Source organism: Allobosea sp., from assembly GCF_036675845.1.
Lineage (GTDB): Bacteria > Pseudomonadota > Alphaproteobacteria > Rhizobiales > Beijerinckiaceae > Allobosea.
Map to the genome: position 1 here is coordinate 62,598 of NZ_JAKFED010000146.1, position 19,792 is coordinate 82,389.

The window sequence follows — 19,792 nt, forward strand, 5'->3', positions numbered from 1 at the left end:
AAGCGGTGTCCACTTTTGCCGACCATGCTCCGGCAAGCCGGATCGTAGCAGTGGTCCATGCTCCGAGATGGAGCTTTATGAAGTCCTAACCATGCCGCCACGATTTTTGATGGGTTGCCGGCTTTGCGGACTGCGGCTGAAAGGCTATGTCTGTCGCCCCTTTTCCGCGTAACTATGTCGTTTTCAGGACCGCCATGACCAAGCATGCGCCTTTCACCGGTTCGCTCACCGCGCTGGTGACGCCGTTCAAGGACGGCAAGATCGACGAGACGGGCCTGCGGGCGCTGGTCGAATGGCAGATCGAGAGCGGCAGCCATGGGCTCGTCCCGGTCGGCACCACCGGCGAGAGCCCGACGCTGAGCCATGCCGAGCATGGCCACGTCACCGAGATCGTCATCGCCCAGGCCAAGGGCCGGGTGCCGGTGATCGCCGGCGCCGGCTCGAACAACACCACCGAGGCGATCTCGCTGGCGAAGCACGCCGAGGAGGCCGGCGCCCAGGGCGTGCTGGTGGTGACGCCCTATTACAACAAGCCGACCCAGGAGGGCATGTACCAGCACTTCAAGGCGGTGAATGACGCGGTCGGCATCCCGATCATCATCTACAACATTCCGCCGCGCTCGGTGGTCGACATGTCGGTCGAGACGATGGCCCGGCTCTACGAGCTGAAGAACATCGCCGGCGTCAAGGACGCGACCGCCAACCTCGCCCGGGTCTCGCAGCAGCGCCATACGCTTGGGCCGGACTTCATCCAGCTCTCCGGCGAGGACATGACCGCGCTGGCCTATATGGCCGCTGGCGGCCATGGCTGCATCTCGGTCGTCGCCAATGTCGCGCCCAAGCTCTGTGCCGAGCTGATGGTCTGCGCCCTGAAGGGCGACTATGCCGGAGCGCTGAAGCTCCAGGACCGGCTCGTGCCCCTGCATGACGCGATCTTCAAGGAGCCGGGCCTCGCCGGTGCCAAGCACGGGCTGACGCTGCTCGGCCGCATCGCGGAGGAGGTGCGCCTGCCTTTGCTGCCGGTGACGGCGCCGACCGGGAAGGTCATTCGCGGCGCCATGGTTCACGCCGGCCTGCTGAATGCTTAAGTGAGGCAGTCGGCGCCCGCCACCTCGCGGCCGCCGGATGCCGGAGTTTCCTGAATGAGCAAGCCCGATCCTGAGCGCTACAAGCTTGCGGCCGACAACCGCAAGGCGCGCTACAGCTACGCCATCACCGAGACGCTGGAAGCCGGCATCGCCCTGCAGGGCACCGAGATCAAGTCCCTGCGCGGCGGCAGGGCGACGATCGGCGAGAGCTATGCCGGGCCGATGGGCAACGAGCTCTTCCTGTTCAACGCCCATATCCCGGAATATCTCGAGGCGAACCGCTTCAACCACGATGTCCGCCGGCCGCGGAAGCTGCTGCTGCACCGCCGCCAGATCAACAAGCTGATGGGCGCGATCCAGCGCGAGGGCTACACCGTCATCCCGCTCAAGGTCTATTTCAACGACAAGGGCCGGGCCAAGGTCGAGCTCGGCCTCGGCAAGGGCAAGAAGCTGCACGACAAGCGCGAGACCGAGAAGACCCGCGACTGGAACCGCGACAAGGCGCGGATCCTGAAGACCGGCGGGTGAGGCGTCTCATCTGCATGGAGCCTGCTGGCTTTTCTCGGAACCACGCCGTCATCCCGGGCATGTCCCGGGATCCATCGTAGGCCTCGGCGCTCTACGATGGATCCCGGAGCGGCGCGGCTTCGCCGCTTGTCCGGGATGACGGCGTGGTTCCGAGCAAAATCGGCACGCTCAGCTCTCACGTCTCCGTCGGCTCGTCGCCCTGGCGGATGCCGTAGCGCCGCTCCAGCCCGGGATGGGCGGGGGTGCCGTGGCCGCCGGGGGCTCGGACGCCGCGCTCGGCCGGGTCGCGCCCGACCTTCTGCATCAGGTTGCCGAGCTCGACGAACTCGTCGCATTGCCGGCGCAGATCGTCGGCGACCATCGCCGGGTTGGTGTTGATGGTCGAGACCACCGAGACCTTGACGCCCTTGCGCTGCACGGCCTCGACCAGCGGCCGGAAATCGCCATCGCCGGAGAACAGGTAGATATGGTCGAGATGCGGGGCGAGCTCGAGCATCTCGATCGCCAGCTCGATATCCATATTGCCCTTGACGCGCCGGCGCCCGGTCGCGTCGGTGAATTCCTTCGCCGCCTTGGTGATCACCCGGTAGCCGTTATAGTCGAGCCAGTCGACCAGCGGCCTGATCGAGGTGTACTCCTCGCTTTCGATCAGCGTCGTGAAGTAGAAGGCCCGGATCAGGTTGCCGCGGCCCTGGAATTCCTTGAGCAAACGGCGATAGTCCATGTCGAAGCCGAGCTGCTTTGACGTTGCATAGAGATTGGCGCCGTCGATGAAGAGCGCGATGCGTGGCTCGGCTGCCATGGCAATTAACTCCTGCTGAAATGCCGTTTAATAAAGAGAATCTGAAACAAAGACGGTCTAACAATGTCTATTGCCGGTCGAAAACCCGGCGCCGGCGCGAAAGTCTGTGGCGTCTCGCCGCAGCGCGGCAGGGGCGAAAGGTGCCGGCGTCGCCATGTCCTTGTGAAGACAGACCGTCATTCCGGCCGCAGTCCTCGGGTCCGACCTTCGGTCGGCCCAAGGATAAACTCCGCGAAGGGCCGGAATCCATCCTGGAGCTCCAGCGCCCTTCGATGGATCCCGGATCGGCGCCGCTGACGCGGCTTGTCCGGGATGACGGCGTGGCGCTACCGGAGCCTCAGCCCTTCGGGAAGTCCAGGCCCATCTCGCGATAGCGCTCGGGGTCGTCGCTCCAGTTCTCGCGCACCTTGACGAACAGGAAGAGGTGCACCTTCGCCTCGGCCGCTTCGGCGATCTCGACGCGCGCCTTCTGGCCGATCGCCTTGATCGTCTGGCCGCCTTCGCCGAGCACGATCTTGCGCTGGCTTTCGCGCTCGACATAGATCGTCTGCTCGATCCTGACCGAGCCGTCCGGCCGCTGCTGCCAGCTTTCCGTCTCGACGGTCGAGCGATAGGGCAATTCGTCGTGCAGGCGCTCGAAGATCTTCTCGCGCGTGATCTCGGCGGCGAGGAAGCGCAGCGGCGCATCCGAGATCTGGTCCTCCGGATAGAGCCAGGGACCGGGCTTCAGCCGCGTCTCCAGCCAGCCCAGGATGTCCTTGACGCCGTAGCCGGTCAGCGCCGCGATCATGAAGGTGGTCTCGAACTGTCCAAGTTCGTTGACCTGCGCGGTGATGGCGAGCAGCTTTTCCTTCGGGATCGTGTCGATCTTGTTGAGGATCAGGAATTTCGGCTGCTTCAGCTCGGCGAGCTTCTCGAGCAGGCGCGTATTCTCCTCATGGCCGAAACGCTCGACATCGATCAGCACGCCGATCAGGTCGGCGTCGCTGGCGCCGCCCCAGGCGCTCGTCACCATGGCGCGGTCGAGCCGGCGCTTCGGCGCGAAGATGCCGGGCGTGTCGACGAAGATGATCTGCGTCGGCCCGGAAAGCGCGATGCCGCGCACCTGGGTCCGCGTCGTCTGCACCTTGCGCGAGACGATCGAGACCTTGGCGCCGACGAACTGGTTCAGCAGCGTCGACTTGCCGGCATTGGGGGCGCCGATCAGCGCCACGAAGCCGCAGCGGGTCGGCAGTTGGGGCTCAGCCATGTTCGCCATCCGCATTCTCGTTCCACAGGCCCTGCCGGCGCAGGAGAACTTCGGCCGCCGCCTGCTCGGCGAGGCGCTTGGAGCGCCCTTCGGCCTCCGCTTCGACCAGGTTGCCGATGCGGACGACGATACGGAAGAGCGGCGCATGGTCCGGTCCGGAACGGGCTCGCTCGGCATAGGTCGGGGTCGGGTGGCCCTGGCCCTGCGCCCATTCCTGCAGCGCCGTCTTGGCGTCGCGCAAGGGGGTGACCGGCTTCAGCAGGCGCTGGCCGAAGCCGGCCTCGACCAGCTTGCGGGCCGCATCATAGCCGCCGTCGATGAAGACGGCGCCGATGATCGCCTCGCAGGCATCGGCCAGGATCGCCTTGTTCTTGCGGGCGCCGGCCAGGATCTCGCCCTCGCCGAGCCGCATATGGGCGCCGAGGTCCCAGGCCGCGGCGACCTCGGCGCAGGTCTCCTTGCGCACCAGATCGGCGAGGCGGCGCGACATGTCGCCTTCCTCGGCCAGCGGGAAGGCGGTGAACAGCATGTCGGCGATGGAGAGGCCCAGCACCCGGTCGCCGAGGAATTCGAGGCGCTGATAGCTGGCGAGCCGCCGCGGATCGGCGCTCATATGGGTCAGCGCCGTCTCCAGCAGGGAACGTTCGGCGAAGCGGTGGCCGAGCCTCGCCTCGAGCCGCGAGAGCTCCGGCAGCTTGCGGCCGGTTTCTCCAGGTTTCGTCACTTGCACCTGTCTGTCACTCGCGCCCGTCTGTCACTTGCACACGTCTGTCACTTGATCGTCGTGAACATGCGGTTCCAGCGCACCGTCCAGGGCCATTCCCAGAGGCGCCAGGCGGACGCGCCCTCGTCGATCGAGAAGAAGATGATCTCGGCCCGGCCGACGAAGTTCTCGAAGGGCACGAAGCCGACGCTGCGGTCGCGCGAATCGAGCGAGTTGTCGCGGTTGTCGCCCATCATGAAGAAGTGTCCGGCCGGCACCTGGAAGACGCTGGTGTTGTCGAAGGTGCCGGTGTCGCCCTCGCGCTCGATGATCTGGTGGCTGACGCCGTTGGGCAGCGTCTCGCGGTACTGGATCGCCGGCGTCGTGCGGCCCCAAGGATCGGTGGTGACGAAATCGCCGATGCGCTCGCGCTTCACCGGCTGGTTGTTGATGTGCAGCACGCCGTCGATCATCTGGATGCGGTCGCCGGGCAGGCCGATGACGCGCTTGATGTAGTCGGTCGAACTGTCGCTCGGCAGCTTGAACACGGCGATGTCGCCGCGCTTCGGCTCCGCCGCCCAGACACGGCCGTTGAACAGCGGCGGGCTGAACGGCACCGAGTGCTTGGAATAGCCATAGGTGTATTTCGAGACGAACAGATAGTCGCCGATCAGCAGCGTCGGGATCAGCGAGCCCGACGGGATGTTGAAGGGCTGGAACAGCAGGGTGCGGATCACCAGTGCGATCAGCAGCGCCTGGAGGACGACCTTGACGGTCTCCAGGAACCCACCTTCGTCCTTGGCCTTGTTCTTGATCTCGGCGTCGTTGGCCACACGGGGCTCCTGCTGGCTACCGTTCGAATGCGCGGTCTAGCCGAATGTCGGGCGGGGGACAACGCGCATCGCGTCACGGGCTCGTGCGCGGCGGAACCTCCGGAGGCGCATGGCTGGCCTGCCCAAACACGCAGGGAAAGTAAAGCGATCCGCGTTGACGGAACTGCCGCGCGGGAACAGCATCGGCAGGTGACCGCTTCTTTTGGGGGAATCACCATGAGCACCAAGAAATACGTCGCCGAACTCATCGGCACCTTCTGGCTCACCTTCGCCGGCTGCGGCAGCGCCGTCATCGCCGCCGGCTTCCCTGATGTCGGCATCGGCCTGCTCGGCGTCTCGCTCGCCTTCGGCCTGACGGTCGTGACCATGGCCTATGCCATCGGCCATATTTCGGGTTGCCATCTCAATCCGGCGGTCACGGTCGGCCTCGCCGCCGGGGGGCGCTTCCCGGCGAACCAGGTCGTCCCATATATCGTCGCCCAGGTCGTCGGCGCCGTCATCGCGGCGACGGTGCTGTATTTCATCGCCGTCGGCGCGCCGGGCTTCGATCTCGCCAAGGGTTTCGCCGCGAATGGCTATGGCGAGCATTCTCCCGGCAAGTACGGCCTCGCCTCGGCTTTCCTGGCCGAGGTCGTGATGACCATGATGTTCCTGTTCATCATCATGGGCGCGACCCATGGCAAGGCGCCGCACGGTTTCGCGCCGCTCGCCATCGGGCTCGGGCTCTGCCTGATCCACCTCGTCAGCATCCCGGTGACCAATACCTCGGTCAACCCGGCGCGCTCGACCGGGCCGGCGCTGTTCGTCGGCGGCTGGGCCGTGGCGCAGCTCTGGCTGTTCTGGCTCGCGCCCATCATCGGTGGCGTGCTCGGCGGCGTCGCCTATCGCTGGCTGAGCGAGGAACCGAAGGGCGAGGTCACCGGCGTCACGCCCGCGCCGGCCGAGTGAGGCGCCCCGGTCAGGCCGGCAGCGGCCTGGCCTCGATCACCACGAAGGCCTGGGCCAGCGGCGGATCGTCGGTCAGCGAGACATGCACGACCGCCTCGTGCCCTGGCGGCGTCATCGCCGCCAGCCGGGCCGCCGCGCCGCCGGTGAGCTTCAGCGTCGGCCGTCCGCCCGGCAGGTTGACGACTTCCATGTCGCGCCAGAATACGCCCGAGCCCATGCCGGTGCCGAGCGCCTTGGCGCAGGCCTCCTTCGCCGCGAAGCGGCGGGCATAGGAGGGCGCGCGCCCGGCTCGCCGATCCGACTTCGCCCGCTCGCCCTCGGTGAAGATACGCTGCGTGAAGCGTTCGCCGAAACGCGTCAGCGAATTTTCGATGCGGCGGATGTCGCAGAGGTCGGAGCCGATGCCGAGGATCATGCCGTCCGCTTTATCCGGCGGCGCGGCCCTCGTCCATCGCCCGGCGCATCCGGGCGATCGTAGCCTGGAAGCCGATGAAGATCGCCTCGCCGACCAGGAAATGGCCGATGTTGAATTCGACGAAGCCCGGCACGCCTGCCAGCCGCCGCGCGGTCTCGTAGTCGAGGCCATGGCCGGCATGGACCTCGAGCCCGCGCGCCGCGGCGAAAACCGCGCCCTGTGCCAGGCGGCGGAATTCGGCCTCGGCCTTTTCGGCGTGCCCATCCGCAACCGCATGGCACCAGGTGCCGGTGTGCAGCTCGACCACCGGGGCGCCGAGCTCGGCGGCCATCGCGATCGGCGCCTCGTCCGGTTCGATGAACAGCGAGACGCGGCAGCCGGCGGCCCGCAGCCGCGCGATCGACGGCGCCAGCGCCGCGGCCTGGCCGACGACGTCGAGCCCGCCCTCGGTGGTGCGCTCCTCGCGCTTCTCCGGCACCAGGCATGCGGCATGCGGCCTGAGCTTCTCCGCCAGCGCGAGCATCTCGGCGGTCGCCGCCAGCTCGAAGTTGAGCGGCTTGTCGAGTTCGGCGGCGAGGCGGGCCATGTCGGCGTCGCGGATATGACGGCGGTCCTCGCGCAGATGCGCGGTGATGCCGTCGGCCCCGGCGGCGATGGCGAGATGGGCGGCGCGCACCGGGTCGGGCAGGGCGCCGCCGCGGGCATTGCGCACGGTGGCGACATGATCGACGTTGACACCAAGGCGCAGGCGGTCGTTCGGCATCGTCATGGTCCCCTGGATCCTTCGAGGGCTCTACGCCTTCGCATCGGGCGGCTCAAGGCAACTGAATTGATCGGCCCCGTCAGCGTTCTTGATCGATCCGCCTCGCCGCCTGCCATGTATTCAGGGCCGGTCGCGCCAGCCGCGGCAGGATGGTTGTTAAGGTCTGGAGATTAAGCTCCGGTTGTCCAGAATCCGTAGAGTATCCCCATGCAACTCGCTGTCTCGGATCGCCAGTTCGAAGATGACGCCTCGCCCGATCGGCGCGACGGGAACCAGTCCGCCGATCGTTCGCTGGGCCGGGTGGTGTCCTGCTCGGGCGCACGCGCCAGCATCACCGCGACCGTTTCCGGACCGGCGCTCGCCAGCAACGATATCTGGGCCATCGGCCGCCTGATCTCGATCAACCTTGGTGCGCGCCGCATTGTCGGGCTGGTCTACGAGATGCGGGCGCTGAAACCGGTCTGGGACGAGGCCGGGCCGAACATCATCGCCATCGAGGTCGAGCTGCTGGGCGAGGTCGCCGACCTGCAAGATGGCACGAGCCGCTTCGAGAGCGGCATCTCCACCTATCCGCCGATCGGCGCGCTCGCCCATCGCATCCGCTCGCATGATCTCGCTGCGGTACACGATCTCGGCGAGCGCAACGGCGTCGCCATCGGCACGCTGACGCAGGACGCCGCGGTGCCGGCGACCGTCTGCATCGAGCGTCTGCTCTCGCGCCATTTCGCCGTGCTCGGCACCACCGGCGTCGGCAAGTCGAGCGCCGTCGCGCTGATCCTGCGCAAGGCCGTGGCGGAGAAGCCGAACCTGCGCGTGCTGATCCTCGATCCGCACAACGAATACGCCCACGCCTTTCCAGAGAACTCGGTGCGCATCGACGCCCAGACGCTCGACCTGCCGTTCTGGGCCTTCCGCTTCGACGAGTTCGCCGACATCGTCTTCCGCGGCCGCCCGCCGGTCGAGGACGAGGCCGAGATCCTGCGCGAGGTCATCGCCGTCGCGCGCAGCCGCTACCGCAGCACCGCCGCCCACGACATGGCCCGCGACCTCGGCAGCAGCGTCCTGAAACGCCCGCTCGATCTCGGCACGCGCCGCCCGGCGGAAATGGGCGGCGCCGCCGATCTGGCCGTGCCCTACCGCATCGCCGACGTCTTCGCGGCGATCGACGAGCTGGTCGGCCTGCATGAGCTGCGCTATCCGCGCGCCACGCTGCGTTCGCTGCGTGTGCGGCTGGAATCGCTGCATGCCGATCCGCGCTACGGCTTCCTCTTCGCCCATGCCAACACGATCGAGACGATCGCGCCGGTGATCGGCCAGATCTTCCGCGTGCCGCATCACGGCCGGCCGATCACGGTGTTCCAGCTCGCCGGCCTGCCTTCGGAGGTGGTCAATGCGGTGGCCTCCAGCCTGGCGCGGCTCGCCTTCGCCCTCGCCATGTCGAGCCAGGGCGGCTACGAGATCCTGCTGCTGTGCGAGGAAGCGCATCGCTATGTGCCGCAGGATCAGGCGCTGGGCTTCGCGCCGACGCGCCAAGCCATCGCCCGCATCGCCAAGGAGGGCCGCAAATACGGCGCCTATCTCGGCATCGTCACGCAGCGCCCCGGCGAGCTCGACCCGACCATCCTGTCGCAATGCTCGACGGTGTTCGCCATGCGCCTCGCCAACGAGGCCGACCAGCAGATCATTCGCGCGGCGATCGCCAGTGCTTCCGCCAGCACGATCGCCTTCCTCCCCTCGATCGGCAATCGCGAGGCCATCGCCTTCGGCGAGGCGGTGGCGACGACGATGCGGATGCGCTTCCTCGAGCAGCGGCCGGGCGAGCTGCCGGCGATGGCTGGCCACGAGCCCGGCGCGGCCCGCCGGCGGGAGCCCAGGCTGGAAGAGCTGGTCGCCCGCATGCGCGGGCTGTGACGGCCTGGCTTGGCCACCGTAACAGTCCGCCCGGCGCATGACGGGCACTCCGACGCGTCAGGCTACCGCTAGACTTGGCTTCGCAGCTTCGGCGAAGTCCCGTGCGAGTTTTCCAACCAGGTCATCGACGGCGGCTTCGGCTGCCGAGATCGACGCGCGCAGGCGCTCATCGGCGAATTCGTCGTACTCGATGGCGATCGAATGGGTCTGCGTCAGGCCCAGATAGCCCATCGGCACCGTCAGGCCGCGCTCGACCAGATTGACGGACTCGAGGCGACCGCCGGGGTCGTAACCGTAGTCGCCGCGCGAGGAGAGGATGACGAGGCGCTTGTCCGGCGGCAGCATCGGCCAATAGGGCTCGCCTGGCCTGCTGCGGTCGAAGCCGAAGGTGACGCCGACGCGCACGACATTGTCCACCCAGGCCTTGAGCTGGGCCGGAAGGCCGAAATTGTACATCGGGGCACCAATCACGATGAGGTCGGCGCGCAGAAGCTCGTCCACCAGGACGTCGCTCTCGGCGAGGTGCGCCCGTGCCGCCTCGTCTCGGCGCTCGGGGCGGGTGAAGGCGGCCGCGATCCATTCGCCGCTGACCGGCGAGGGCGGCTGCCGCCCGACATCGCGATAGGTCAGCGTGTCCTGCGGCCGCGCAGCCTGCCAGCGGTCAGCGAAGCGATGGGTCAGCCGGCGCGTATGTGATCCGCGAGTATCGACTCCGGATCGCCCGGGACGGGCGCTGGCATCGATGTGCAGGATGTGAAGGGGCGGCATGACGATCTCCATGAAATCAAATGGCTCATGCGAAGTTCTCGCTATCCGTCAGATAGGCCGCTATCCATTGAAGTGACAAAGGCGAATTCCTCAGCCGATGGATGAGACTGAATCACCTATGATGACTCCTCGAAAGCTTCCGCCGCTGGCTGCGCTGCGTGCGTTCGAGGCCGCAGCGCGGCATTTGAGTTTTCGGAAGGCCGCCGATGAATTGGCTGTCACTCCGACGGCGGTCAGCCATCAGTTGCGGCTGCTGGAGGAGACGCTTGGCCTGCCGCTGTTCCATCGGCATGTGCGACGCGTCTCGTTGACGCCGGCTGGCGCACAGCTCTATCCCGTGCTCAGGGATGGCTTCGACAATTTCGCGCGCGCCATCGCCGAACTCTCTCCTCGGCCCCGGCGCAGTGCGGTGACGATCAGCGCGACGACGCTCTTCACCGCTCGCCGCCTCATTCCGGCGCTGGGGCTCTTCCAGGCGCAGTGGCCGCAATTCGCGTTGCGGCTGCATGCATCGGACGACGCCGTCGATCTAGCGAGCGGCGCTGCCGACCTCGCGGTGCGTTACGGTGCTGGCCCGTTTTCGGGACTGGTATCCGAACCGCTGTGCCAGGAGCGTTTCGGCGTGGTCTGCAGCCCCTCGCTCGGCCTCCGCGATCCCATGGATCTGACTGCAGCGAGGCTGATCCACTCGGAGTGGCGGCGCCGGGATCTGCAGCCGGATTGGCGACGCTGGCAGGCCCTGGCCAGGGTCGCGGGACTGAACGTCGAAGCCGGCCTGCGCTTCACCGACGAAAGCCACGCCATCCAGGCGGCCGTGGCAGGGCAGGGGGTCGTCATCACGAGCCTGTTCCTGGTCGAGGACGAGCTTGCGCGCGGCGTGCTCGTGCACCCGTTCGGCCCGGTCATCGAAGGGCATCGCTATCATCTGGTCGCGACCGAGGAGAACATGGCCAGTGCGGATGTTCAGGCCGTCAGGCAATGGCTGAGGGAGGTGGTGTCGCCATGACAGGCACGTGGCAGCCTGGCGCACGAGCTGAACGTTCAAAACCTTGCATCTGCGCGCGTCAGCCTGTATGAGCGCCGTTCATCGTTCCCATCGCATCGACGACATCTGGAAGGAGCCCGCGGGATGGCTCGCGTTACCGTTGAGGATTGCATCGACAAGGTCGAGAACCGCTTCGAGCTCGTTCTGCTCGCGAGCCATCGCGCCCGCATGATCGCGTCCGGCTCCTCGATCCTGGTGTCGCGCGACAACGACAAGAACCCGGTCGTGGCCCTGCGCGAGATCGCCGACGAGAGGCTCACCCCCGAGGATCTCAAGGAAGACCTGATCCATTCGCTGCAGAAGCATGTCGAGGTCGACGAGCCGGAGTCCGATCCGGTGCCGCTGCTGACCTCGCAGTCGCATGTCGCCACCCCCGATTCCGAGGTCCAGTTCGACCGGATGAGCGAGGACGACCTGCTGCGCGGCCTCGACGGCCTGGTGCCGCCGACCGAGAGTGCCGACGACGAAGACTGAGCGCATGCCGCGGGCCGGCATCTGCGTGAGTGCGGAAAACCGTTGACGATGTTCGCTAAAGCCCGGCAACGCCGGGCTTTTTCATGCCCGCGCCGGATGGATACGCCTTGCCGCCCGGCGAGCCCTTGCCGATATTGGAAGACTTCAATGAAGACGAGCGGCGGAGCAGGGCCCGCATGGGCATGATGCGGCAATACGAGCTTGTCGACAGGGTCAAGCGCTATAATCCGAACACGGACGAGGAGCTGCTCAACCGCGCCTATGTCTATGCCATGCGCGCCCATGGCACGCAGAAGCGCGCCTCGGGCGATCCCTTCTTCGCCCACCCGCTCGAAGTGGCGGCGCTGCTGACCGATCTCAAGCTCGACGACGCCACCATTGTCGCCGCCGTCCTGCACGACACCGTCGAGGACACCGAGGCGACGCTGGAGGAGATCGAGAACCTCTTCGGCCCAGACATCCGCCGCCTCGTCGACGGGCTGACCAAGATCAAGAAGCTCGATCTCGTCTCGAAGAAGGCGGCCCAGGGCGAGAACTTCCGCAAGCTCCTGCTCGCCATCGTCGACGATATCCGGGTGCTGCTGGTCAAGCTCGCCGACCGGCTGCACAACATGCGCACCCTGCACTACATGGCGCCCGAGAAGCGCCTGCGCATCGCCGAGGAGACGGCCGAGATCTACGCGCCGCTCGCCGGCCGCATGGGCATGCAGGAGCTGCGCGAGGAGCTGGAGGAACTCGCCTTCCGGCATATCAAGCCGGAGGCGCACGAGACCATCACCAAGCGCCTGGAGGAGGTGACGCAGCGCGAGGGACGCGTCATCAGCGAGATCGAGAACGACCTCAAGGCCAAGCTCGCCGAGCGCGGCATCGAGGCCCAGGTCTTCGGCCGGCGCAAGCGGCCCTATTCGATCTGGAAGAAGATGGAGCGCAAATCGGTCTCCTTCGAGCAGCTTTCCGATATTTTCGGCTTCCGCGTCATCGTCGATGCGCCGGAGGATTGCTACCGCGTGCTCGGTATCGTCCACATGACCTGGCCGATGGTGCCTGGCCGCTACAAGGACTACATCTCGACGCCCAAGCAGAACGACTACCGCTCGCTCCACACCACCGTGGTCGGCCCCGGCCGCCAGCGCGTCGAACTGCAGATCCGTACCGACAGGATGGACCGCGTCGCCGAATTCGGCATCGCCGCCCATGCCCGCTACAAGGACGGAAGGACCACCGGCGTCATGGCCGGTGCCGACGAGAGCCGCGCCTATCAATGGCTGCGCCGCACCGTCGACCTGCTGGCCGAGGGCGACAATCCCGAGGAGTTCCTCGAGCACACCAAGCTCGAGCTGTTCCACGACCAGGTCTTCTGCTTCACGCCCAAGGGCCGGCTGATCGCGCTGCCGCGCGGCGCGACGCCGATCGATTTCGCCTATGCGGTCCATACCGATGTCGGCAATACCGCCGTAGGCGCCAGGATCAACGGCCGGATCGCGCCGCTGCTGACCGAGCTGCAGAATGGCGACGAGGTCGAGATCACCCGCGCCGAGGGCCAGGCCCCGCCGGCCGCCTGGGAATCGCTGGCGGTCACCGGCAAGGCCCGCGCGGCCATCCGCCGCGCCACTCGCGCCGCCGTGCGCCGGCAATATGCCGGGCTCGGCCGCCAGATCCTCGAACGCGCCTTCCAGCGCGCCGAGCGGCCGTTCTCCGACGAGAAGCTGAAGGCGGCGCTGAAGCGCCTCGCCCGCACTGCCGTCGACGACGTCTTCGCTGCCGTCGGCCGCGGCGAGATGTTCTCCGGCGACGTGGTCAAGGCGGTCTATCCCGATCTCGAGCCGGAGAAGCGCCTCGCTTTGGATGCCAAGGCGAAGGCGTCGGTCGGCAAGGGCTGGTTCGAGCTGCGCCAGGGCGGCGAGAACCTGAAGTTCAAGCTGCCGGGAGAGATGCCCGGCGCCGATGCGATTCCGATCCGCGGCCTCGGCGGCGACCTGCCGGTGCGCTTCGCGCCGGGCGGCGGCGCGGTGCCGGGCGACCGTATCGTCGGCATTCTGACGCCTGGCGAGGCGGTGACGATCTACCCGATCCAGTCGCCCTCGCTCGCCGCCTTCGACAACGAGCCGGAGCGCTGGCTCGACGTGCGCTGGGACCTCGACGAAAGCCGCCCGCAGCGCTTCCCGGCCCGGATCATGCTGAACTCGATCAACGAGCCCGGTTCGCTCGCCCAGATCACCACGACGATCGCCGAGCATGACGGCAATATCGACGCCGTCGCCATGGTCCGCCCGACGCCGGATTTCACCGACATCACCATCGACCTCACCGTCTGGGACCTGAAGCATCTTTCCGCCATCATCAGCGAGCTGCGCGAGAAGCGGGTGATCAGCCGGGTCGAGCGCGTGGTGGCGTGAGATGAGCGCGCAACGAAGCCGTCATGGTCGGCCTTGAGCCGACCATCTCTTTCAGGAGATTCTCGGGTCTGCGCTTCGCTTCGCCCGAGAATGACGCAAGTCGTCACCCAGCGCGAAACGCCGCCGCTAGCTCCCTGACGAAACCGCTGGCGCGGGGCGTCGAGACCTGGCTGCGCAGCACAACCTCGGAGGTGCCGAGCGCCGGCAGGCCCCATTCGGCCCCGACTTCGACCGCCCCCCTTGGCGCGATCCGCACCGCAAGCGGCGAGACGCCGAGCCCGCCTTCGACCGCCGCCAGCACCGCCGCCATGCCGCCGCCGATGAAGGCCTCGCGCCAGGCGACGCCGGCGCGTTCCAGCGCGTCGATGGCGTGGTGGCGCAGCCGGCATTCGGCGACCAGGCTAACCAGGGGCAGCGGCCCTTCCGGCCGCAGCAGGGACGGCGCCGCGAACCAGCCGAAGAGGTCGCGGCGCAGCACCTCGCCGGTGCGTCCCGGCCCGAGCCGGCGGATGATCGCGACATCGAGCTCGCCGCGCTCGAAGGCAGCCTCCAGCGCCGAGGAGGCCTCGATCCGCAGGCCGATGACCAGCGTCGGGTCGTGCCGGGCCAGCCGCGCCAGCAGGGCAGGGGCGTCGGCGCCGACCGCCTGCTCGCTGATGCCGATGGCGATGCGCTCGCAGGGCTGCCGGAAGGCAGCGAGCGCCCGTTCATGAGCCGCCATCAGCTCGCGCGCCGCCGGCAGGAAGCGCTCGCCTTCCGCGGTCAGCCGCACCAGCCGCGGATGCCGCTGCAGCAGGACCTGGCCGAGCCCGTCCTCCAGCCGCTTGATCCGCGTGCTGACCAGCGACTGCGCCGTGCCGAGCGCCTCGGCGGCGCGGGTGAAGCTGTTGAGCTCCGCCGCGCGCAGGAAGGCGGCGACGGCGTCGAGGTCCAGGGTGGCATTCATGATAGATCGTAAATCAGTATCATTGATATCATTATAGATACGGTTTTCAGATTGATTGGGCAAGCCTAGCTTCGACCTGTCCGCGGGGCCTTGAGCCTCGCCTTGTCCTTGGAGCCTCCCATGCCCCTGATCCGCATCTCGATGCGCCGCGGCCGCCCGGCCTCGCATCCCTCGGCAATCGTCGATGGCGTCTATCGCGCCCTGCGCGCGACCTTCGAGGTTCCCGAGAACGACCTCTTCGCCGTCGTCCACCAGCACGAGGCCGAGGAGTTCGTCTTCGATGCCAATTATTTTGGTTTCGAGCGCACGGGCGGACTGGTGATCATCCAGATCACCGTCGCCAACACTCGCGGCGTCACGCAGAAGAAGGCGCTCTATGCCGCGATCGCCGAGAATCTGCAGCGCGAGCCGGGGTTGAAGCCCGACGACATCTTCATCAGCCTGGTCGAGGTCAAGCGCGAGGACTGGTCGTTCGGGGGAGGGGTGGCGCAGTATGTGGCTTGAGGGCGGGCGAAAGGCGCGGGGAACCCTCTCCTGTAAGGAGAGGGCAGGGTGAGGTGTAGGCCGCCGGACCAGTTCCGCGAGCGCTCACCGCGCGGCGGGTTCAAGCTGACGATTCCACTCCGAACACCTCACCCCTGCCCCTCTCCTTACAGGAGAGGGGTTCCCCGCGCCATTGCTTCGGACGCTCTCTCTCGGAATCACTGGAAACTTCCCCGTCATTCGCCCTAACTCCTCCCCATGGAATGGAGCGACGAGGGCACGATCATCGGCGTCAGGCGTCATGGCGAGAGCGCCGTGATCCTGGAGGCGATGACGCGCCATCACGGCCGCCATCTCGGCCTCGTCCGCGGCGGCCGCTCGAGCAAGCTCCAGCCGGTGCTGCAGCCCGGCAATGCCGTTTCCCTGACCTGGCGGGCGCGGCTCGACGAGCATCTCGGCGAATACAAGGTCGAGCTGCTGACCTCGCATGCGGCAAGGCTGATCGCGAGGCCTGTCGCGCTCTATGGGCTGGCCAGCATCGCCGCCCTGCTGCGGCTGCTGCCCGAGCGCGATCCGCATCCGGCGCTGCATGAGGGGCTCGCCGTCCTGATCGAGCATCTCGACGAGATCGGCCTCGCGCCGGCGCTGATCGTGCGCTTCGAGCTCGCCATGCTGGGCGAACTGGGCTTCGGGCTCGATCTCGACAAATGTGCGCTGACCGGAGCGCGCGAGGAGCTGAGCCATGTCTCGCCGAAATCCGGCAAGGCGGTGAGCCGCAAGGCGGCGGAGCCCTATCTGCCGCGCCTGCTGACGCTGCCGCGCTTCCTCAGCGAAGGGCAGGGCGCGCGCCAGCCGCTGCCGGCCGACATCGCCGCGGGCTTTGCCCTGACCGGCCATTTCCTGCGCCGCTACCTCTACGAGCCGCGCGGCCTCGCCGAGCCGCCGGAGCGGGCCCGGCTGTTGGAGCTGGCGACGAGAATCCACTGATTTTCGCCGATATTGCGGCTCTGGCGCTTTGCAGTTGCCAGCGCGCGCCGGCATCTTCATAGCAAGTGATTCGCAGCCTCGGCCTCACCGGCGGAGCGATTGCAGATCGCGTCTCGAAGGATGCTTCAGCGCTGGCTGGAACATCCTTCGAGGCGCCGCTTCGCGGCTCCTCAGGATGAGGGCTGAGGGGCGAAAGAGTTTGGAAGGTCAGATAAGCATATGGGTAAACCCGTCGAGCCGCCGCCGGAGGAGGAATCCGAGCGCGTCGATCTGAAGACCGCGCTCGAGGAGCGCTATCTCGCCTATGCGCTCTCGACGATCATGCACCGCGCCCTGCCGGATGCGCGCGACGGGCTGAAGCCCGTCCATCGCCGCATCCTGCACGCCATGCGGCTGCTCCGGCTCGACCCCGGCCAGGTCCACAAGAAGTGCGCCCGCATCGTCGGCGACGTCATCGGCAAGTTCCATCCGCATGGCGACCAGTCGGTCTACGACGCGCTGGTGCGCCTCGCCCAGGACTTCGCCCAGCGCTACCCACTCGTCGACGGCCAGGGCAATTTCGGCAATATCGACGGCGATAACGCCGCCGCCTATCGCTATACCGAAGCGCGCATGACCGAGGTGGCGCGCCTCCTGCTCGACGGCATCGAGGAGGACGCGGTCGATTTCCGCGAGACCTATAACGGCGAGGACGAGGAGCCGGTCGTGCTGCCGGCCGCCTTCCCGAACCTGCTGGCCAACGGCTCGCAGGGCATCGCGGTCGGCATGGCGACCTCGATCCCGCCGCACAACGCCGCCGAGCTCTGCGACGCGGCGCTCTACCTGATCCAGCATCCGGAGACGACCTCCGAGCAGTTGATGACCTTCGTGCCGGGGCCGGATTTCCCGACCGGCGGCATCATCGTCGAGAGCCGTTCCTCGATGATCGAGACCTATCGCACCGGCCGCGGCGCCTTCCGCACCCGGGCGCGCTGGGTGAAGGAGGAGCTGGAGCGCGGGGCCTGGCAGGTGGTCGTCACCGAGATCCCCTACATGGTCTCGAAGGGCAGGCTGATCGAGAAGATCGCCGAGCTGCTGAACGAGCGGAAGCTGCCTCTGGTCGCAGATCTGCGCGACGAGTCGGCCGAGGACATCCGCGTCGTCATCGAGCCGCGCGCCCGCAATGTCGACGCCAACCTGATGATGGAATCGCTGTTCCGGCTCTCCGAGCTGGAAGCGCGGGTTCCGATGAACATGAACGTGCTGACCGGCGGGCTGGTGCCGCGCGTGCTCGGCCTCAACGAGGCCCTGCGCGCCTGGCTCGACCATCGCCGCGACGTGCTGCTGCGCCGCTCGCGCTTCCGCCTCGGCCAGATCGAGAAGCGCCTCGAGATCCTGCGCGGCCTGCTGATCGTCTATCTCGACCTCGATCGCGTCATCAAGATCATCCGCGAGGAGGACGAGCCCAAGATCGAGCTGATGCGCTTCTTCGATCTCACCGAGATCCAGGCCAACGCCATCCTCGACACCAGGCTGCGGGCGCTGCGCAAGCTCGAGGAAATGCAGCTCAAGACCGAGCTCGACGAACTGACCGAGGAGAAGGGCCAGATCGAGGGCCTGCTCGCCTCGGAAAGCACGCAGTGGAAGACCATCTCCTGGGACATCCGCGAGGTGAAGAAGCTGTTCGGGCCCGAGACCGCGATCGGCAAGCGCCGCACCAGCTTCGCCGACATGCCGGAGACCACCGAGATCGACCTGACCCAAGCCATGGTCGAGCGCGAGCCGGTGACGGTGGTGATCTCGAAGAAGGGCTGGATCCGGGCGCTGAAGGGCCATGTCCAGGACCTCTCGACCCTCTCCTTCAAGGGCGATGACGGCCTGCGCACTGCCTTCTTCACCGAGACCACGGCGAAGATCCTGGTGATGGCGACGAACGGCAAGGTGTTCACGCTGGAAGCCTCGAAGCTGCCCGGCGGGCGCGGCTTCGGCGATCCGATCCGCCTGATGATCGAGCTCGAGGAGAGCGCCGAGATCGTCGCCGCCTTCCCCTATCGCCCCGGGCTCAAGCTGCTGATGGCGACCACGGAGGGGCGCGGCTTCGTGGTCTCGACCGACGACATCGTCGCCAATACCCGCAAGGGCAGGCAGGTGCTGAATGTCGACCTGCCGGTCGAGGCCATGCTCGCTGTGCCGGCGGAGGGCGACCAGGTCGCGATCATCGGCCAGAACCGCAAGCTGCTCTGCTTCCCGCTCTCGGAAGTGGCCGAGATGAGCCGCGGCAAGGGTGTCAGGCTGCAGCGCTACAAGGATGGCGGCCTCTCGGACGCCAAGGTCTTCTCGCTGGCGGACGGCCTGACCTGGCTCGACAGCTCGGCCAGGACCTGGACGGTGCCACAGGCCGAACTGACCGACTGGCTCGGCCACCGCGCCGAATCCGGCCGGCTGCCGCCCAAGGGCTTCCCGAAGAACAACAAGTTCGGGGGGTGATTGAAGGCGCTACCCTGGAGTGGAAGGGCGCGGGGAACCCTCTCCGACTGATCTCGGGCCTGCCCGAGATCAGCACTTCAGGTGTCGAAGTCGGCAACAGCCGACTTCGATGGGGAGAGGGCAGGGTGAGGGGTAGGCCGTTTGACCAGTTCCGCGAGCGCTCACCGCGCGATCAGGTTCCGGCCAACGTTTGCAGTCCGAACACCTCACCCCTGCCCCTCTCCTTCCAGGAGAGGGGTTCTCTGCCGCGGTTCCCTTAGGAACTATGCTCCTTCAACGGCTTGCGCCAATCCGCTGAATCAATCCGTCAGCGGCTTGAATCAGCTTCTCAGCGGATGGCGGCGCCGACCACGCCGACCTCGAGTCCGAGCGTGATGTTGTTGGTCACCGCCCATTCGACGCCGGCGCGCGCTTCCGGCCTGACCGCGATGTCGGAGCGCGAGAAGGGCGTGTTGAAGGGCGAGGCGCCGAACCGCCAGGTCTCGTTGGCGGCGGCCATGCCGAGCTTGGTGTAGAGCAGCACATCCGGCGTCGCGAGCACGCCGGCCTTGATCTGGAAGGCGCCGGCGATGTCGCGGCTATAGCTCGTCTGGCCGAAGCCGGGATTGCTGTAGCCGCCGAAGCCCGGCGCATATTCCAGCGCGCCGACAATGCCGTAGACGAAGTCGCCCTCGCGCCACATCTTGCCGCCCTCCAGCCCGATGGTCGGCCCGGCCGAGCTGCCATAGCGCTTCGAGCTGGTGACCTGGAAGCCGGTCGAGATGCGGGCGTAGGAGCCTTCCCATTTGACGCCGCCCGGCGCCAGCGTCGGCTCCGACCAGGCGAAGGAGGGCAGGCTCGCAAAGCCCATGAAGGGCAAGAAGGCCTGCGCCTGGGCCGGAGGCCCGGCAAAGGCGAGGCCAGCCAGGCCGGCGATGACGGAAAGGCTTCTCACTCGGGCCGTGACGGCAGGCGCGCTCATGCTCATGATCTAGCAAATGCGGGCGC

At 67.2% G+C, this 19,792-nt stretch carries 19 protein-coding genes; 10 read left to right on the forward strand and 9 right to left on the reverse strand.

The genetic code is table 11. The annotated features are described in order from the left end of the window. Positions 1-194 precede the first annotated feature (194 nt). Both dapA and smpB read left to right on the forward strand, forming a co-directional pair. Positions 195-1,088 (forward strand): 4-hydroxy-tetrahydrodipicolinate synthase, encoded by an 894-nt coding sequence (gene dapA / locus V6M56_RS15890; RefSeq protein ID WP_332685121.1) that lies wholly within the window; start codon positions 195-197, stop codon positions 1,086-1,088. 54 nt (positions 1,089-1,142) lie between these two features. Beyond that, positions 1,143-1,616 carry an SsrA-binding protein SmpB gene (gene smpB / locus V6M56_RS15895; protein WP_332685122.1) on the forward strand — a complete coding sequence of 158 codons (474 nt, stop codon included), beginning with the start codon at positions 1,143-1,145 and terminating at the stop codon, positions 1,614-1,616. Between the two features lie 175 nt (positions 1,617-1,791). Here the strand turns inward: smpB and V6M56_RS15900 are convergent, their stop codons facing one another. The 4 genes from V6M56_RS15900 to lepB all read right to left on the reverse strand — a co-directional run bounded on the left by V6M56_RS15900 (position 1,792) and on the right by lepB (position 5,203). Beyond that, the gene (locus tag V6M56_RS15900) at positions 1,792-2,418 is read right to left on the reverse strand and encodes a LabA-like NYN domain-containing protein (protein ID WP_332685123.1); all 627 of its coding nucleotides are present in this window, start codon (positions 2,416-2,418) and stop codon (positions 1,792-1,794) included. Positions 2,419-2,755: 337 nt separating this feature from the next. After that, positions 2,756-3,676, reverse strand: coding sequence for a GTPase Era (gene era, locus V6M56_RS15905; protein ID WP_442881173.1), 921 nt, complete (start codon positions 3,674-3,676; stop codon positions 2,756-2,758). Then, positions 3,660-4,397 carry a ribonuclease III gene (gene rnc / locus V6M56_RS15910; protein ID WP_442881174.1) on the reverse strand — a complete coding sequence of 246 codons (738 nt, stop codon included), beginning with the start codon at positions 4,395-4,397 and terminating at the stop codon, positions 3,660-3,662. The genes era and rnc overlap by 17 nt, the downstream gene beginning before the upstream one ends. A gap of 41 nt (positions 4,398-4,438) precedes the next feature. Continuing rightward, entirely contained in the window at positions 4,439-5,203 is a 765-nt protein-coding gene (gene lepB / locus V6M56_RS15915; protein WP_332685126.1) for a signal peptidase I, read from the reverse strand. Positions 5,204-5,419: 216 nt separating this feature from the next. On the opposite strand from lepB, the gene aqpZ reads away from it, so the two are divergent. Further along, on the forward strand, positions 5,420-6,151 hold the full coding sequence (gene aqpZ, locus V6M56_RS15920; protein WP_332685127.1) for an aquaporin Z: 732 nt from the start codon (positions 5,420-5,422) through the stop codon (positions 6,149-6,151). A gap of 10 nt (positions 6,152-6,161) precedes the next feature. Here the strand turns inward: aqpZ and acpS are convergent, their stop codons facing one another. Both acpS and V6M56_RS15930 read right to left on the reverse strand, forming a co-directional pair. Beyond that, positions 6,162-6,566: a holo-ACP synthase gene (gene acpS / locus V6M56_RS15925; RefSeq protein WP_332685128.1), complete on the reverse strand. Its 405-nt coding sequence runs from the start codon at positions 6,564-6,566 to the stop codon at positions 6,162-6,164. Between the two features lie 10 nt (positions 6,567-6,576). Then, positions 6,577-7,329 carry a pyridoxine 5'-phosphate synthase gene (locus tag V6M56_RS15930; protein ID WP_332685194.1) on the reverse strand — a complete coding sequence of 251 codons (753 nt, stop codon included), beginning with the start codon at positions 7,327-7,329 and terminating at the stop codon, positions 6,577-6,579. 207 nt (positions 7,330-7,536) lie between these two features. Here V6M56_RS15930 and V6M56_RS15935 point away from each other — a divergent pair, with 207 nt between their 5' ends. Further along, entirely contained in the window at positions 7,537-9,240 is a 1,704-nt protein-coding gene (locus V6M56_RS15935) for an ATP-binding protein (protein ID WP_332685129.1), read from the forward strand. Between the two features lie 57 nt (positions 9,241-9,297). Here the strand turns inward: V6M56_RS15935 and V6M56_RS15940 are convergent, their stop codons facing one another. Then, complete coding sequence (locus tag V6M56_RS15940) at positions 9,298-10,008, reverse strand: FMN-dependent NADH-azoreductase (protein WP_332685130.1); 711 nt, start codon at positions 10,006-10,008, stop codon at positions 9,298-9,300. 97 nt (positions 10,009-10,105) lie between these two features. Between V6M56_RS15940 and V6M56_RS15945 the strand changes: the two genes are divergently transcribed. The 3 genes from V6M56_RS15945 to V6M56_RS15955 all read left to right on the forward strand — a co-directional run bounded on the left by V6M56_RS15945 (position 10,106) and on the right by V6M56_RS15955 (position 13,923). After that, positions 10,106-11,014, forward strand: coding sequence for a LysR substrate-binding domain-containing protein (locus tag V6M56_RS15945; protein WP_332685131.1), 909 nt, complete (start codon positions 10,106-10,108; stop codon positions 11,012-11,014). Positions 11,015-11,137: 123 nt separating this feature from the next. Continuing rightward, complete coding sequence (rpoZ, locus tag V6M56_RS15950; RefSeq protein WP_332685132.1) at positions 11,138-11,527, forward strand: DNA-directed RNA polymerase subunit omega; 390 nt, start codon at positions 11,138-11,140, stop codon at positions 11,525-11,527. A gap of 182 nt (positions 11,528-11,709) precedes the next feature. Then, positions 11,710-13,923 (forward strand): RelA/SpoT family protein, encoded by a 2,214-nt coding sequence (locus V6M56_RS15955; protein WP_332685195.1) that lies wholly within the window; start codon positions 11,710-11,712, stop codon positions 13,921-13,923. A gap of 103 nt (positions 13,924-14,026) precedes the next feature. Here the strand turns inward: V6M56_RS15955 and V6M56_RS15960 are convergent, their stop codons facing one another. Further along, positions 14,027-14,869: a LysR family transcriptional regulator gene (locus V6M56_RS15960; protein WP_332685133.1), complete on the reverse strand. Its 843-nt coding sequence runs from the start codon at positions 14,867-14,869 to the stop codon at positions 14,027-14,029. Between the two features lie 120 nt (positions 14,870-14,989). Between V6M56_RS15960 and V6M56_RS15965 the strand changes: the two genes are divergently transcribed. The 3 genes from V6M56_RS15965 to parC all read left to right on the forward strand — a co-directional run bounded on the left by V6M56_RS15965 (position 14,990) and on the right by parC (position 18,805). Continuing rightward, entirely contained in the window at positions 14,990-15,373 is a 384-nt protein-coding gene (locus tag V6M56_RS15965; RefSeq protein WP_332685134.1) for a tautomerase family protein, read from the forward strand. A gap of 237 nt (positions 15,374-15,610) precedes the next feature. Next, entirely contained in the window at positions 15,611-16,339 is a 729-nt protein-coding gene (gene recO / locus V6M56_RS15970) for a DNA repair protein RecO (RefSeq protein ID WP_332685135.1), read from the forward strand. Positions 16,340-16,558: 219 nt separating this feature from the next. After that, positions 16,559-18,805, forward strand: a complete 2,247-nt coding sequence (gene parC / locus V6M56_RS15975) for a DNA topoisomerase IV subunit A (protein WP_332685136.1) — start codon at positions 16,559-16,561, stop codon at positions 18,803-18,805. A 328-nt stretch (positions 18,806-19,133) separates the two neighbouring features. On the opposite strand, the gene V6M56_RS15980 is transcribed toward parC, so the two are convergent. After that, positions 19,134-19,766, reverse strand: a complete 633-nt coding sequence (locus V6M56_RS15980; protein WP_332685137.1) for an outer membrane protein — start codon at positions 19,764-19,766, stop codon at positions 19,134-19,136. Between the last annotated feature and the right edge of the window lie 26 nt (positions 19,767-19,792).

Excerpts from the sequence above, each read along its gene's own strand:
- era (WP_442881173.1), bottom strand. The coding sequence starts at position 3,676 with ATGGCGAACATGGCTGAGCCCCAACTGCCGACCCGCTGCGGCTTCGTG.
- V6M56_RS15955 (WP_332685195.1), top strand. The coding sequence starts at position 11,710 with ATGATGCGGCAATACGAGCTTGTCGACAGGGTCAAGCGCTATAATCCG.
- acpS (WP_332685128.1), bottom strand. The coding sequence starts at position 6,566 with ATGATCCTCGGCATCGGCTCCGACCTCTGCGACATCCGCCGCATCGAA.
- smpB (WP_332685122.1), top strand. The coding sequence starts at position 1,143 with ATGAGCAAGCCCGATCCTGAGCGCTACAAGCTTGCGGCCGACAACCGC.
- V6M56_RS15930 (WP_332685194.1), bottom strand. The coding sequence starts at position 7,329 with ATGCCGAACGACCGCCTGCGCCTTGGTGTCAACGTCGATCATGTCGCC.
- rpoZ (WP_332685132.1), top strand. The coding sequence starts at position 11,138 with ATGGCTCGCGTTACCGTTGAGGATTGCATCGACAAGGTCGAGAACCGC.
- V6M56_RS15900 (WP_332685123.1), bottom strand. The coding sequence starts at position 2,418 with ATGGCAGCCGAGCCACGCATCGCGCTCTTCATCGACGGCGCCAATCTC.
- V6M56_RS15980 (WP_332685137.1), bottom strand. The coding sequence starts at position 19,766 with ATGAGCGCGCCTGCCGTCACGGCCCGAGTGAGAAGCCTTTCCGTCATC.
- dapA (WP_332685121.1), top strand. The coding sequence starts at position 195 with ATGACCAAGCATGCGCCTTTCACCGGTTCGCTCACCGCGCTGGTGACG.
- V6M56_RS15940 (WP_332685130.1), bottom strand. The coding sequence starts at position 10,008 with ATGCCGCCCCTTCACATCCTGCACATCGATGCCAGCGCCCGTCCCGGG.
- recO (WP_332685135.1), top strand. The coding sequence starts at position 15,611 with ATGGAATGGAGCGACGAGGGCACGATCATCGGCGTCAGGCGTCATGGC.
- parC (WP_332685136.1), top strand. The coding sequence starts at position 16,559 with ATGGGTAAACCCGTCGAGCCGCCGCCGGAGGAGGAATCCGAGCGCGTC.
- V6M56_RS15935 (WP_332685129.1), top strand. The coding sequence starts at position 7,537 with ATGCAACTCGCTGTCTCGGATCGCCAGTTCGAAGATGACGCCTCGCCC.
- aqpZ (WP_332685127.1), top strand. The coding sequence starts at position 5,420 with ATGAGCACCAAGAAATACGTCGCCGAACTCATCGGCACCTTCTGGCTC.
- V6M56_RS15945 (WP_332685131.1), top strand. The coding sequence starts at position 10,106 with ATGGATGAGACTGAATCACCTATGATGACTCCTCGAAAGCTTCCGCCG.
- V6M56_RS15965 (WP_332685134.1), top strand. The coding sequence starts at position 14,990 with ATGCCCCTGATCCGCATCTCGATGCGCCGCGGCCGCCCGGCCTCGCAT.
- V6M56_RS15960 (WP_332685133.1), bottom strand. The coding sequence starts at position 14,869 with ATGAATGCCACCCTGGACCTCGACGCCGTCGCCGCCTTCCTGCGCGCG.